The sequence below is a fragment of the Streptomyces sp. NPDC023723 genome (assembly GCF_040639815.1).
Lineage (GTDB): Bacteria > Actinomycetota > Actinomycetes > Streptomycetales > Streptomycetaceae > Streptomyces.
In genome coordinates this window covers 231,115-243,055 of the sequence record NZ_JBFAAP010000001.1, presented here as the reverse complement: position 1 = coordinate 243,055, position 11,941 = coordinate 231,115, and the positions used below count along the sequence as shown (strand labels likewise).

17 protein-coding genes are annotated in these 11,941 nt (G+C 68.7%); 11 read left to right on the top strand and 6 right to left on the bottom strand.

Annotated elements, in window-relative coordinates:
* Positions 1-33: 33 nt before the first annotated feature.
* The 3 genes from serC (at position 34) to AB0G32_RS01230 (ending at position 3,327) form a co-directional block, all read left to right on the top strand.
* Positions 34-1,152 carry a phosphoserine transaminase gene (gene serC / locus AB0G32_RS01240; RefSeq protein ID WP_361156423.1) on the top strand — a complete coding sequence of 373 codons (1,119 nt, stop codon included), beginning with the start codon at positions 34-36 and terminating at the stop codon, positions 1,150-1,152.
* 127 nt (positions 1,153-1,279) lie between these two features.
* On the top strand, positions 1,280-2,704 hold the full coding sequence (locus tag AB0G32_RS01235) for an AAA family ATPase (protein ID WP_361156420.1): 1,425 nt from the start codon (positions 1,280-1,282) through the stop codon (positions 2,702-2,704).
* Entirely contained in the window at positions 2,701-3,327 is a 627-nt protein-coding gene (locus AB0G32_RS01230; RefSeq protein ID WP_361156418.1) for a hypothetical protein, read from the top strand. The genes AB0G32_RS01235 and AB0G32_RS01230 overlap by 4 nt, the downstream gene beginning before the upstream one ends.
* A gap of 6 nt (positions 3,328-3,333) precedes the next feature.
* Here AB0G32_RS01230 and AB0G32_RS01225 read toward each other — a convergent pair whose 3' ends face one another.
* From AB0G32_RS01225 to AB0G32_RS01215, 3 genes are read right to left on the bottom strand one after another with little or no spacing between them, the layout of a single operon-like run.
* Entirely contained in the window at positions 3,334-3,516 is a 183-nt protein-coding gene (locus AB0G32_RS01225) for a DUF397 domain-containing protein (protein ID WP_361156416.1), read from the bottom strand.
* 11 nt (positions 3,517-3,527) lie between these two features.
* Positions 3,528-3,707 carry a DUF397 domain-containing protein gene (locus tag AB0G32_RS01220; RefSeq protein WP_361156413.1) on the bottom strand — a complete coding sequence of 60 codons (180 nt, stop codon included), beginning with the start codon at positions 3,705-3,707 and terminating at the stop codon, positions 3,528-3,530.
* The gene (locus AB0G32_RS01215; RefSeq protein ID WP_361156410.1) at positions 3,707-4,573 is read right to left on the bottom strand and encodes a helix-turn-helix transcriptional regulator; all 867 of its coding nucleotides are present in this window, start codon (positions 4,571-4,573) and stop codon (positions 3,707-3,709) included. The genes AB0G32_RS01220 and AB0G32_RS01215 overlap by 1 nt, the downstream gene beginning before the upstream one ends.
* A 137-nt stretch (positions 4,574-4,710) precedes the next feature.
* Here AB0G32_RS01215 and AB0G32_RS01210 point away from each other — a divergent pair, with 137 nt between their 5' ends.
* From AB0G32_RS01210 to AB0G32_RS01200, 3 genes are read left to right on the top strand one after another with little or no spacing between them, the layout of a single operon-like run.
* Positions 4,711-5,115: an ATP-binding protein gene (locus AB0G32_RS01210; RefSeq protein WP_361156408.1), complete on the top strand. Its 405-nt coding sequence runs from the start codon at positions 4,711-4,713 to the stop codon at positions 5,113-5,115.
* Positions 5,096-5,350, top strand: a complete 255-nt coding sequence (locus tag AB0G32_RS01205) for a hypothetical protein (RefSeq protein ID WP_361156407.1) — start codon at positions 5,096-5,098, stop codon at positions 5,348-5,350. The genes AB0G32_RS01210 and AB0G32_RS01205 overlap by 20 nt, the downstream gene beginning before the upstream one ends.
* A gap of 54 nt (positions 5,351-5,404) precedes the next feature.
* Positions 5,405-5,839: a VOC family protein gene (locus AB0G32_RS01200; protein ID WP_361156405.1), complete on the top strand. Its 435-nt coding sequence runs from the start codon at positions 5,405-5,407 to the stop codon at positions 5,837-5,839.
* A gap of 10 nt (positions 5,840-5,849) precedes the next feature.
* On the opposite strand, the gene AB0G32_RS01195 is transcribed toward AB0G32_RS01200, so the two are convergent.
* Both AB0G32_RS01195 and AB0G32_RS01190 read right to left on the bottom strand, forming a co-directional pair.
* Complete coding sequence (locus AB0G32_RS01195) at positions 5,850-6,698, bottom strand: helix-turn-helix transcriptional regulator (protein ID WP_361156402.1); 849 nt, start codon at positions 6,696-6,698, stop codon at positions 5,850-5,852.
* Between the two features lie 18 nt (positions 6,699-6,716).
* Positions 6,717-7,457 carry a DUF6879 family protein gene (locus AB0G32_RS01190; RefSeq protein WP_361156399.1) on the bottom strand — a complete coding sequence of 247 codons (741 nt, stop codon included), beginning with the start codon at positions 7,455-7,457 and terminating at the stop codon, positions 6,717-6,719.
* 197 nt (positions 7,458-7,654) lie between these two features.
* Between AB0G32_RS01190 and AB0G32_RS01185 the strand changes: the two genes are divergently transcribed.
* Together AB0G32_RS01185 and AB0G32_RS01180 are read left to right on the top strand one after the other, a co-directional pair.
* Positions 7,655-7,879 (top strand): DUF397 domain-containing protein, encoded by a 225-nt coding sequence (locus AB0G32_RS01185; protein ID WP_361156397.1) that lies wholly within the window; start codon positions 7,655-7,657, stop codon positions 7,877-7,879.
* Between the two features lie 15 nt (positions 7,880-7,894).
* The gene (locus AB0G32_RS01180; RefSeq protein ID WP_361156395.1) at positions 7,895-8,365 is read left to right on the top strand and encodes a hypothetical protein; all 471 of its coding nucleotides are present in this window, start codon (positions 7,895-7,897) and stop codon (positions 8,363-8,365) included.
* On the opposite strand, the gene AB0G32_RS01175 is transcribed toward AB0G32_RS01180, so the two are convergent.
* Positions 8,360-9,337 (bottom strand): WD40 repeat domain-containing protein, encoded by a 978-nt coding sequence (locus tag AB0G32_RS01175; RefSeq protein ID WP_361156392.1) that lies wholly within the window; start codon positions 9,335-9,337, stop codon positions 8,360-8,362. The genes AB0G32_RS01180 and AB0G32_RS01175 overlap by 6 nt on opposite strands.
* Before the next feature lie 65 nt (positions 9,338-9,402).
* On the opposite strand from AB0G32_RS01175, the gene AB0G32_RS01170 reads away from it, so the two are divergent.
* From AB0G32_RS01170 to AB0G32_RS01160, 3 genes are all read left to right on the top strand, one after another.
* The gene (locus AB0G32_RS01170; protein WP_361156390.1) at positions 9,403-10,077 is read left to right on the top strand and encodes a GDSL-type esterase/lipase family protein; all 675 of its coding nucleotides are present in this window, start codon (positions 9,403-9,405) and stop codon (positions 10,075-10,077) included.
* A gap of 79 nt (positions 10,078-10,156) precedes the next feature.
* Positions 10,157-10,747, top strand: a complete 591-nt coding sequence (locus tag AB0G32_RS01165) for a Uma2 family endonuclease (RefSeq protein ID WP_361156387.1) — start codon at positions 10,157-10,159, stop codon at positions 10,745-10,747.
* Between the two features lie 52 nt (positions 10,748-10,799).
* Positions 10,800-11,795, top strand: a complete 996-nt coding sequence (locus tag AB0G32_RS01160; protein WP_361156385.1) for an aldo/keto reductase — start codon at positions 10,800-10,802, stop codon at positions 11,793-11,795.
* Positions 11,796-11,941: the final 146 nt, after the last annotated feature.

The following is an 11,941-nucleotide window of genomic DNA, read 5'->3' as shown; positions in this document are numbered from 1 at the left end:
CCCAGGTTTCCCGCAACGGATACCCTCGGCCACGTGGCTGAGATCCGGATTCCTTCTGACATCAAGCCCGCGGACGGACGTTTCGGCGCGGGTCCCTCCAAGGTGCGGACGGAGGCGCTGGACGCCCTCGCCGCCACCGGCACCTCCCTCATGGGCACGTCCCACCGCCAGGCCCCGGTGAAAAACCTGGTCGGCAAGGTCCGCGAGGGCATCAGCGACCTGTTCGGCCTCCCCGAGGGCTACGAGGTCGTCCTCGGCAACGGCGGCTCCACGGCCTTCTGGGACATCGCGACCCACGGCCTGATCGAGAACAAGTCGCAGCACCTGACCTTCGGCGAGTTCAGCTCCAAGTTCGCCAAGGCGTCCAAGCTGGCCCCGTGGCTGGCGGACCCGACGGTCATCTCCTCCGACCCCGGCACGCACCCGTCCCCCGAGGCCGAGTCCGGCGTCGACGTCTACGCCTACACCCACAACGAGACGTCGACCGGCGTCGCGATGCCCATCAAGCGCGTACCGGGCGCCGACGACAACTCCCTCGTCCTGGTCGACGCCACATCCGGCGCCGGCGGCCTCCCGGTCGATGTGTCCGAAACGGACGTCTACTACTTCGCCCCCCAGAAGTCCTTCGCCTCCGACGGCGGCCTGTGGATCGGCATCTTCTCCCCCGCCGCGATCGAACGCGCCGAGCGCATCCACGCATCGGGCCGCCACATCCCGGAGTTCTTCTCGCTCCCCACGGCGATCGACAACTCCCGCAAGAACCAGACCTACAACACCCCGGCCCTGGCCACCCTGTTCCTCCTGAACGACCAGCTGGAATGGCTGAACGGCCAGGGCGGCCTGGACTGGTCCACGTCCCGCACGAAGGACTCCTCGACCCGCCTCTACACCTGGGCCGACGAATCCAAGTACGCGACCCCGTTCGTCTCGGACCCGGCCAAGCGCTCCCAGGTCATCGGCACGATCGACTTCTCCGACGACATCGACGCGTCCGCCGTCGCCAAGGCACTCCGCGCCAACGGCATCGTCGACACCGAGCCGTACCGCAAGCTGGGCCGCAACCAGCTCCGCGTCGCGATGTTCCCGGCGATCGCCCCGGCGGACGTCGAGGCCCTGACGAAGTGCGTCGACTACGTGATCGAGAAGCTCTGACTTCTCGGCGTACACAGCGCGAAGGGCGCCCGGCAGAGCAGCACGCCGGGCGCCCTTTCGGCATCTATGCTGCTGAGGACGCTGTTCCGGCCGGTGCAGGGACCGGCCGCACCACCTGGGAGGACGGATGCTCACACGGCTAGAGGTCGACGGGTTCAAGAACCTCCTGGACCTGACCGTCGAGCTGGGCCCGTTCACCTGCATCGCGGGCGAGAACGGCACGGGCAAGTCGAACGTCTTCGACGCGATCCAGTTCCTGAGCCTGCTCGCCGACCGGCCGTTGATGGAGGCGGCCCAGGAGGTACGGGGCACCCACGGCGAACGGCACGGCGACGCCCGCGACCTGTTCTGGAACGGGTACGACGACGGAACGCACCGCATGCGGTTCGCGGCGGAGATGCTGGTGCCGCCGCAGGAGGTCGAGGACGACTTCGGCCGCCCGGCCAGACCGACCACCTCGTTCCTCCGCTACGAACTCGAACTCGGCTACGAGCCGCCCAAGGGCGCGGAGAAGATCGGCCGGCTGTCCCTGGTGCACGAGAGCCTGCGCCACATCAAACAGGGGGACGCCCGGTCACGGCTGCGCTTCCCGCATTCCAAGGCGCAGTTCCGCGACGCCGTGGTCACTGGGCGGCGCTCGGGCGTCTCCTACATCTCGACCACGGTCGAGGGCCCCGAGTCGGTGATCCGCATCCACCAGGACGGCGGCAGCCGCGGCCAGCCCCGGCCCGCCGCCGCCTCCCGGGCCCGTGCCACCGTCGTGTCGACGGTCAACACGAGCGACGATCCGACCATCCTGGCCGTCCGCCGGGAGATGCAGTCCTGGCGGCGGCTCGCCCTGGAACCGTCCGCGCTGCGCAGCTCGGACGGCTACACCGCTCCCCGGTCGATGGGACCCGACGGACTCCACCTGCCCGGCACCCTGTTCCGCATCGCCCTGCACACGTCTCCCGACGACCCCGCCCGGCTCTACTCACAGGTGGCCGGCCGTCTGTCGGACCTGTCCGGCCTCCAGGTCCGCACGCTCGACGTGCAGGAGGACGACGTACGGGAACTGCTCACCGTCCGGCTGCACGAGATCAGCGGGATGGTGTTGCCCGCCCGGAGCCTGTCCGAGGGAACGCTGCGGTTCCTGGCCCTGTGCGTGCTGCTGGAGGACCCCGAGATCCGCGGCCTGGTGTGCATGGAGGAACCGGAGAACGGCATCCATCCAGCGAACCTCTCCGCGATGGTGGACCTGGTACGCGACCTCGCGGTCGACCCGCGGGAAACTCCGGGCGACGACAACCCCTTCCGCCAGGTCCTCATCAACACCCACTCACCCGGTGTCGTCCAACTCGTCGACGCCCAGGACCTGCTGTTCGCGGACACCTCCGCCTACCGCACCTCCAACGGCCAAGTGACCCGGCGGCTGCGGCTCCGCCCACTGACCGGCACCTGGCGGGCGTCGGACACGGCCGGCGACTACGTCACCAAACTGGACATCCTCCCCTACCTGGAGGCACCGCCCGACGCGCAGCTCACCCTGAACCTGGACGGACGTGCGGCATGACGGTACGGGTCCTGTTCCTGAGCGAGGGCAGCAGCGACCAGGGGTTGGTGAGCCATGTCGAGGGCATCGCGGCCGACCAGGGGGTACCGGTCACCGTGAGCGCACCGGATCTGCGCTGGCTGCGGTCGGCCGTGGGCCACTCCGTCTCCGACAAACTCCGCGCCGCCAGGGAACTCGGTGGTCCCTACGACGTGGCGGTGGTCCAACGCGATGCGGACAACGGGCCGCCGGAGGTCCGCAAAGCGGAGATCACGGAGGCCGTTCACACGCAGTGGCCGGGACTGGCACACGTGCCGGTCGTCCCCGTACGGATGCTTGAGGCGTGGCTGCTCCTGGATGAGCAGGCCATCCGGGAGGTGGCCGGCAACCCACGCGGACGCGTCCCGCTGGACCTGCCGAAGCCGACGTCCGTGGAACGCATTGCCGACCCCAAGCAACGCCTCAAGGAGACCCTGGCCAAGGCGAGCGGCTGCAAGGGGCGGCGCCTGACGGAGTTGCAGCAGCGGTTCCCCCGCAACCGGCACCGGCTCCTCGACCTACTGGACCGCGACGGTCCGGTCGGCGAGATCCCGTCATGGCGGACGTTCGTCTCCGACCTGACCGTCGCGCTGAACGGCTTCTGAGACGCGTTACGCGAACTGCCGAACGAAAGCGCGCCAGCTCTCCCGGGAGACGGTGAGGAGGGGGCCGCCCTCATGCTGCTTGCTGTCGCGGACGGCTCGGCCTCGGGCGGCTGTGGGGGCCACTTCGACGCAGTTGCTCTCCGCCTGTGAGTAGGAGGACTTACGGAAGGGGCCTACAAGTGCGGTCACAGTGTGACCTCCTACGCGAATTGACTAAGGAAGACGTTCCAACTCTGACGAGACACCGTAAGGAATGGGCCGCTCTGCTGCTTGCTGTCGCGGACGGCTCGGCCGCCGGGAGCCGTATCGGCGACCTCGACGCAGTTGTTCTCTTGCCCCGAGTACGACGACTTCCAGAAGGGGCTTACAACCTCGGTCACTATGCGTCTTCCTTCAAGGTCCGCAGTATGCCCCGGATGAGCTTCGCACTCGCGTCCGGTGCCAACGCTGACGATCGTAGTAGGTCGTACGCGTTGGCGTAAGCCGCCAGATCCTCGGCGCCTTCGAGGACCGACGTTCCTCGAAGGTTGTCCATGGTGACCGCTTCGACGGTTGGCTCCTCGTCGAAGCTGAAGGAAGAGAAGGCGGATGTGTAACCGACCAGGACGCCCGCGCTGAACGGCAGCACTTGAAGGGTGACGTTCTTCCGCTGCCCGATTTCCAGGAGCGCAGCCAATTGCTCCCGATGGGTTTCGACGCTTACCAGAGGATGCGCGATGACCCCCTCGGAGACGACGGCGGTGTAGGAGGTTCCGCCCTCCTCGATCTTGGCTTGCCGTCCTACGCGTACCCTCACCAACTGAGCGACACGCTCGGGGTCCATGTAGTGAGGGCCGTCGGCGATGGTTGCCGCCGCGTAGGTCGGAGTCTGCAGGAGTCCCGGCACCATGACCGGCTGCCACTCCCGGATGTAGGTCGCGTCGTCTTCCAGTGCGATGTGGTCGAGGTAGTCCGGCCGCAGATGCGCGGCATGTTCCAGCCACCATCCCCGGTTCTTCGAGTGCTTCGCCAGTTCCTCCAACTTGGCACGCACTACCGGATCATCGACGCCGTAGGCATCCAGCAACAACCGCACTTCGATGACACGTGCGGTGACATGTCCGCTTTCAAGTCGGCTGATTCGTGCCTGACTTGCGGCGATGATCTCCGCAGCCTGCGGCTGATCGAGTTTCGCGGCCTGCCGGTACTGCCTGAGCGCCATGCCCAGACGCCTGCTGCGTACGGTCGGTCGTCCACCTGCGGGCATGAGTACTCCCCTCTTCGCAGGCAACCCTGCCACACAAGACGCAAGCCCTGAGACTCCTTCACTCGATCGAGTGGACAGGTGAATACATTCAGTTGGAAGCCTTGCACCTGGCCAGCATGCGGCCCTACCTTCACCGCATGCCGACAACCGAAACCTTCCGCATCCCCAAACACAGACGACACGTGCCGACGGCCCGCCACCGTCTGCGCAAAGCGCTCGCCGACTGGGGAGTCAGCGGCGAGCAGGCCGAGTTGGTCACCCTGCTGGCCAATGAACTCGTCACCAACGCCGTGGCCCACTGCCGCGTCTCCCACGCCCAGGTGCGGGTGATACTGGCGCTCGACGGCACGGAACTGCTCCTTGAGGTCTCCGACCCCGACCGGGACCGGCTCCCGCGCCTCCACGACTCCGCCCCCGACGAGGAAGGCGGACGCGGACTCGCCCTGGTCGCGGCCTTGGCCGATGCGTGGGGATGCCGTCAGGAGACGTACGCGAAGTGCGTGTGGGCGAGGTGGGAGACCTGTGTTCCGCCGACTCCGTGACGCCGTTGCCCGCCCGCGCCCTCTCCCGGACGCACCGGTCCGCACCCCCGACCCGTACGTCTGGCGGCTGCCGACGCCCCACGACGCCCGCTGGCGCCGCTGGCACAAACGCTGCCGCGCGGCCGGCCGCTACCTGCCGTTCCCGCAGGGGGAGGCGCAGGCCACCGCCCCGGTACCGCACGCTTCCTGGTCGACGGACGACGACGTGGTGCGCCCGTACGTCCTCCGACCCTGAGTGTCGCCGGCGAATCCGGATGCCGGTCAGCAGCCCGCGCCCTATGGTGACCGGATGACGTCGATCAAGCAGGTCCAGGTCACCTTCGACTGCGCCGACCCCGAACGCGTCGCCCGCTTCTGGTGCGAGGTGCTGGGATACGTCGTCCCGCCGCCCCCGCCGGGATTCGACAGCTGGGCCGCCTTCGACCAGTCGCTGCCGCCCGAGCGCCAGGGCTCGGCATTCGCCTGTATGGACCCCGAGGGCGTCGGCCCCCGCCTGTTCTTCCAGCGCGTCCCCGAGGGCAAGGTCGTCAAGAACCGCGTCCACCTCGACGTACGCGTCGGCACCGGCCTGGTCGGCGACGAACGCGTCGCCGCGCTGGAGGCGGAGTGCGAGCGGCTGGTCGCCCTCGGCGCGACCCGCGTACACCTGCTGCGTGCCGACGGATTCAACGAGTCCTGCCTGGTCATGCAGGACGTCGAGGGCAACGAGTTCTGCCTCGACTGAGAGCCGCGGCTCACACCTGGATACTCCGGCGCACCTTCGCGATCACCCGCTGGGCCTCCGCCCCGAAGACGGCAGCCTCCGCGAAGGTGTCCCAGACCCGCCGGTACAGCGCGATCGTCTCGGCGTCGTCGAGCCAGAGTTCGGCGTGCCAGTTCTCGACGGCGGCCAGCCGGTCGTCCAGGAGCCAGAAGCCGTTCGCCGGCGGCAACCGCAGCTCCGCGTCCAGGGGCACGATGCCAAGACGGACGGTGTCCATGCCCACCACTCCCAGCAATCGGTCCAACTGGGCCGCCAGCACCTCGGGCGGGCACGTCCGAGTCCACAGCGTCCCCTCCCACATGAGCGTGTGCAGTTGCTTGCCCGGCCGGTACAGCCATTCCTGCCGCTTCATGCGGGCTCGCACCGCGTCTTCCGCGTCCCGTGGGGAACGTCGGAATTCCGCGTAGCGCTCGAAGAGGTTCCGCGCGTAGTCAGCGGTCTGCAGCATGCCGTTGACCACGAAGTTGTCCCATGCGTGCAAGGTCCGCGCCTCGCCAATGAGGGTGTTCCATCCTTCCTGGACCGGCGCATGTCCTGCGGACAACTGTCGCTGCCAGGAACGAATATGGCTTTCGAACCCCTTCAGCCGGGCTTGTAGCTCGGAGACGGCAGCGGGCTGCCCCACAGCCTCGGCCCACGCCAGTAGATCGTCATCCGTGGGCGTTTGCCTGCCGTTCTCCAGCTTGCTGACTTTCGACTGGGGCCACTGGAGCCGCCGCGCAAGGTCGGTGCCGGTGAGCCGGCCATGAGGGCTTTCGACACGCAGCTCTCTCAGTCTGCGGCCAAGTTCCTCACGCGCCCTCTGATAGTCCGTGCTCACCGGTACCCGCTCTGTCGCCTACATTCCGGCCGTGAACTCCTCCCACGGCACGGCGTAATGCCATGCAGCATCCCTGATCATCGAGCACCGCACCACCTCGGCCGGCTCCGTGATCAGGTCGACGTGGGTGAGCTGATCGTCGTCGTCGAAGCGCAGGAGCGCGACGAGACGGCTGTCGAACAGCCAGAAGTCTTCTGCGGGCAGCCGCAGCCGGTCGGCGTCGGCACGCCACAGGTTGCGGATGTCCTCCCCCATGCCGCTGTTCCGCTTGGCGTTGTCGAGGAGGTAGAGCTGGCCAGTGGTCGGCGGCTGATCCACGATGCGCACGCGTTCCACACGCTTGCCCAGGTCCGTCTGCTCGCGGATCGTCTTGCAGTACGGGTGATCGAAGGTCCAGTCGACCCGGCCGGTCTCCACGAACTGACGATAGGTGTCGGTCGCTTCGTCACTCGCGTACCGGCTGCGCGTCTCCAGTCGCCATGCGGTGTGCTCGAACTTGCCGAACAAATCGCTGAACTCCTCCAGACCGATCGTCCGCGCCTTCCTCGTTCGGTCCTTCGGAGCCCAGTCGGTCAACAGGTCCCGCGGAACCACGATCGCGACTTCCCCCTCCGACAATCGCTGGAGCTGCGCGATCTCCTCCGGATCGGTGAGCGGAGGACCATGCACGATCACCTCACCACTGTCCAGATCTTCATGCACGGACGGGCATCCGCCCTCACCGCTCCCGGTCCCGTTGAACCGCAACCTGCGCGCCACGCACAACCACCCCCTGGGTGTCGACGAATCTCGTACGCAGCCAGCATTCCGGGGACTCTGAGTGAAAGTCCATGCATTCAGAGTGACCGCGCGAGAATAGTCGAGAATATTCGACCCGGTTGCCACGCCCTTCCCTCCTACGGTCATCGCCAGACGACCGACCCCCGCCCCTACAGGGCCAGACGGAAGGCACCCCCATGCCGAACACCCCCGACCTCTACGCCCTCGACATCACCACCGCCACCTTCGTCCAAGCCTGCGGAGGCCCGTGCAGCGAAGGCTGTCTCACCCTCGCCCGGATCGGTGCGGACGCCTGGGCCCTCGGGGACAGCAAGCGGCCCGACCTGTCGCCCCTGCGGTTCAGCTCGGAGGAGCTGGCCGTCGCCGGTATCGACCCCGCCCGCTTCGGGCTGCCCCTCTGAGCCTCAGCCACTCCGGTGCACCACCACGGCTACCTCTGGACCGGCCCCAAGGCCCGCTTCGACCAGGAGGCCCTGCGCCGCCCGCCGCACCCCGGCCCGCCCCCGCCCGACAGCCGCCCGGAACTGGTCCAGCGCTACCGCGAGGTGGCCACGGCGTTTCCCGCATCCGACCTCCCACCGCTGGAACCGGCGTACTGGCTGCTCAAACCGCCCGCCCTGATCCACGGCACCTGGGACGAGGCCGCCAGCGCGGCGGCCTGGCTGCGCGACCGGCTCACCGAGTACGCGCCCCGGTTCGCCACCGAAGCGCACCGCGCCCCCCGCCGCCTGACCGCCCACGTCACCGCCGCCACCGCCCGCCTCACCACCGGCGGCGACATCGCGCTCGGCTTCTACCTGGAGCGCCCCGCCTACCTATCCCTCACCCTCGTTACCTGCTCCCCGCACCGCACCCGCCCGGAGCTCCCCTGCCCCCTGCCGTCATGACCGCCGGAACAGCCGCCGCCCCCCGAACACCAGCACCAGCACCGCCAGCAGCCCGACTGCCCCGCCGATCTTCAGCGTCTTGCCGTCGTCGCCCGAGCCCCCGCCCGAGGCCGAGGCCGTCGAACTCCCGCCCGCCCCCGAAGACGACCCGGCGCTCCCGCCCGGCACGTCCTGCGCCTTCACCACACTGTCGGAGCCCTCCATGCCGAGCAGCAGCTTCTTGCCGTCCACCGTGTAGGTGACGGACTCGCCCTGCCCCAGCGGCACGCTGATCCGGCCCTTGCGGGTGATCTTCCCGTCGTTCCAGTCGTAGTACAGACCGCCGAGGTAACCCCGCACCGTCAACTGCTTCCCATCCGGCGAGAACGCCGCATCCGTGGCCCACAGGTCGACCGCCGCCGTGCGCGTGAAGACGTTCGTGCCCGACGTGGACAGCTCCGCCGGCCCCTCGTACAGGTGCCCGCCGTCCTCGTTCTTGTCGATGATGTAGACCCGGCCGGTCTTCGGGTGGACCACCATCGACTCGGCGTCCCGCGCGCCGTCCGCGTACTTCACCACGTACTGCTTCGCCTCGACCGTCTGGTCCTTCAGCTCCGTCGGCTCGGGCAGCTCGTAGATCCACACATACGGCCAGGTGCCGCCGAGGTTGTCCCCGATGTCACCGACGTAGATCCGGTTGTCCGGCCCGATGGAGATCGCCTCGACGTCGCGCGGGGTGCCGATGCCGGCCAGCGAGACCCGGGCGACCGTCCTGCCCGTCGAACCGTCCACCGCGTAGATGTACGGGCCGGTGTCCTGGTCGTTGTGGGTCCAGTAGATGCCGGGGTGCAGCCGGGAGGCGGCCAGGCCGCTGGACTCGGTGATCCGCGAGTCGCTGATGGTGAACCCCTCGTCCCCGTCGACGGCGAAGGCGGGTACGGCGCACGCCCCCGTGAGGAGGATCGCGGCGAGGAAGGTGAGGGATCGGCGCATGGGGCCAAGCCTGCCATCCCGGACGGGTGTTCGTGACAGGGCCGGCGATCGTCCATGATGTACGGATGCTCAGGTTCATGCCCGTCGGTGACTCCCAGACGATCGGGAGCGCGGGCGACCACACCTGGCGCTACCGGCTGTGGCAGCACCTGTGCGCGGAGTACGGCGGTCCGTTCACCTTCGTCGGCCCGCGCGAGACGCTGTACGACAAGGCCGCCGACGCGCCCACCTCCCTCGCCTACGCCGACCCCGGCTTCCCGCGCGCCCACCTGGCCGGCTGGGGCGAGGGCTGGCTGCACATGGCCCCGCTGATCGGCGAGGCGGTCCGGGCGCACCGCGCGGACGTGCTGCTCGTCGCCCTCGGCCTGATCGACCTCGGCTTCTACACGAACGCGGAGCAGACGGCCGGCAACGTGCGCCGCTTCGTGGCCGAGGCGCGGGCCGCCCGGCCCCGGGTCCGCATGGTCCTGCTCCCGGTGATCCCCAACATCCGCGCCCAGCAGGACCCCGATTTCGGCGCCCAGGTCACCCTCTTCAACGACCTGCTCGCCAAGGCCGCCGCCGACCTGGACGAGCCCCGCTCACCGATCCTCCTGGCCTCGGTCCCGCCCGCGTACGACGTCCACAGCGACACGTACGACGGGACGCACCCCGGCCCGAGCGGCGAGCACCGGATCGCGGGGGCGTTCGCGGACGCCATGGAGCAGGGGTGGGGGCTGGGCGGGCCGTACGCCGGGTGACCCGTGTCCCGGTCGCCGTGCGTATCGTTGTACTGCGCGGTGGTTTCCGGTCAGTGGGCTGCCGGGGAGGAGCGCCACGATGACCGTCCTTGACGACAGGATCGCGATGGCCGAGATCGACAATACGCGTCGACTCGACGACATGTTCGAGCGACTCGAGAACATGCCCGTCCCCGAGGGTTACAAGGTCGAAATCGTCGGGGGAGCCGTCTACATGGCGCCGCAGCGGGACATCCGCTGGGAAACCATCCGCATGATCATCTGGGCTTTGGAAGACCGCTTCGGGCGGCAGGCCAGGCTGTTCTCGGACGTCCGCATCGACTTTCCCGGTCGGGAGAACGGATTCTGCCCGGATGTGGCAAAGATCAAGGAAGGAGCCCAGAAGGACGAGACCGGCAGGTGGCGGTACGAGGACGTCGAGTTCATCGCCGAGGTCATCTCGAAGGACACAGCGCGAAACGACTACGGGCCCAAGAAGACCGCCTACGCCCTCGCGGAGGTACCGGTCTATCTCGTCGCCGATCCGTACGTCGGCAGGTGCCGCCTGTTCACCCAGCCCAAGGAAGGGACTTACGTAAGCGACACGTCCGTCGAGTACGGCGGGGACGTCGACATGACGACCACCCACCTCGGCCTCACCCTGCGGACCGACGCCTTCCCCCGCGACTGACCGCACGCCCCCGCTTGCCTGGAGCGCACTCCAAGTCGTTGGCTTGGGGACCATGAAGTACACGCAGCTCGGACGCACCGGACTCAAGGTCAGCCGCCTCGTCCTCGGGACCATGAACTTCGGCCCGCAGACCGACGAGGCCGACAGCCACACGATCATGGATGCCGCGCTGGACGCGGGCGTCAACTTCTTCGACACCGCCAACGCCTACGGCTGGGGCGCCAACAAGGGCCGCACCGAGGAGATCATCGGCAACTGGTTCGCCAAGGGCGGCGACCGCCGGGACAAGACCGTCCTGGCCACCAAGATGTACGCCAACATGGCCCTGGACGACGGGCCGGCCTGGCCCAACCACGACAAGCTCTCCGCCGTGAACATCCGGCGCTCCGTGGACGCCAGCCTCAAGCGGCTGAAGACCGACCGCATCGACGTCTACCAGTTCCACCACGTCGACCGCGCCACCCCGTTCGACGAGATCTGGCAGGCCATCGACGTCCTGATCCAGCAGGGCAAGATCCTGTACGTCGGCTCCTCCAACTTCCCCGGCTACAAGATCGCCCAGGCCAACGAGCTGGCCGCGCGCCGCGGCGGCACCATCGGCCTGGTCAGCGAGCAGTGCCTGTACAACCTGGCCGAGCGCCGCGCCGAGATGGAGGTCATCCCGGCCGCCCAGGAGTACGGCCTCGGTGTCATCCCCTGGTCGCCGCTGTACGGCGGTCTGCTGGGCGGCATCCTGAAGAAGGAGGCCACCAGCGGGCGCCGGGCGGGCGGCCGGGCCGCCGACGCGCTGGCCGACCCGGCCTCCCGGGCGAAGATCCAGGCGTACGAGGACCTGCTCGACAAGCACGGGATCGAACCCGGCGAGGCCGCGCTGGCCTGGCTGCTCACCCGGCCCGGCGTGACCGGCCCGATCGTCGGCCCGCGCACCGCCGACCAGCTCGCCTCCGCGCTGCGCGCCGTCGAGCTGGAACTGTCCGAGGAGCTGCTGACCGGGCTGGACGAGATCTTCCCCGGCCCGGGGCCCGCTCCGGAGGCCTTCGCCTGGTAGTCCCCCGCCAGGAAGGCGGGCGGCGGCGGCAGCGCGGCTAGTTTCCGAGCGCCGCCGCCACCGCCACCACCACGAGCATCAGCACAAGCACACCGGCCATGATCCGGTTCCGGGTTTTCGGGTCCACGGCACCGAGCCTAATTCTT

Bases quoted from the DNA above. Each gene is read 5' to 3' on its own strand.
- AB0G32_RS01235 (WP_361156420.1), top strand. From the start codon at position 1,280: ATGCTCACACGGCTAGAGGTCGACGGGTTCAAGAACCTCCTGGACCTG.
- AB0G32_RS01230 (WP_361156418.1), top strand. From the start codon at position 2,701: ATGACGGTACGGGTCCTGTTCCTGAGCGAGGGCAGCAGCGACCAGGGG.
- AB0G32_RS01215 (WP_361156410.1), bottom strand. From the start codon at position 4,573: ATGCCCGCAGGTGGACGACCGACCGTACGCAGCAGGCGTCTGGGCATG.
- AB0G32_RS01210 (WP_361156408.1), top strand. From the start codon at position 4,711: ATGCCGACAACCGAAACCTTCCGCATCCCCAAACACAGACGACACGTG.
- AB0G32_RS01200 (WP_361156405.1), top strand. From the start codon at position 5,405: ATGACGTCGATCAAGCAGGTCCAGGTCACCTTCGACTGCGCCGACCCC.
- AB0G32_RS01185 (WP_361156397.1), top strand. From the start codon at position 7,655: ATGCCGAACACCCCCGACCTCTACGCCCTCGACATCACCACCGCCACC.
- AB0G32_RS01175 (WP_361156392.1), bottom strand. From the start codon at position 9,337: ATGCGCCGATCCCTCACCTTCCTCGCCGCGATCCTCCTCACGGGGGCG.
- AB0G32_RS01170 (WP_361156390.1), top strand. From the start codon at position 9,403: ATGCTCAGGTTCATGCCCGTCGGTGACTCCCAGACGATCGGGAGCGCG.
- AB0G32_RS01165 (WP_361156387.1), top strand. From the start codon at position 10,157: ATGACCGTCCTTGACGACAGGATCGCGATGGCCGAGATCGACAATACG.
- AB0G32_RS01160 (WP_361156385.1), top strand. From the start codon at position 10,800: ATGAAGTACACGCAGCTCGGACGCACCGGACTCAAGGTCAGCCGCCTC.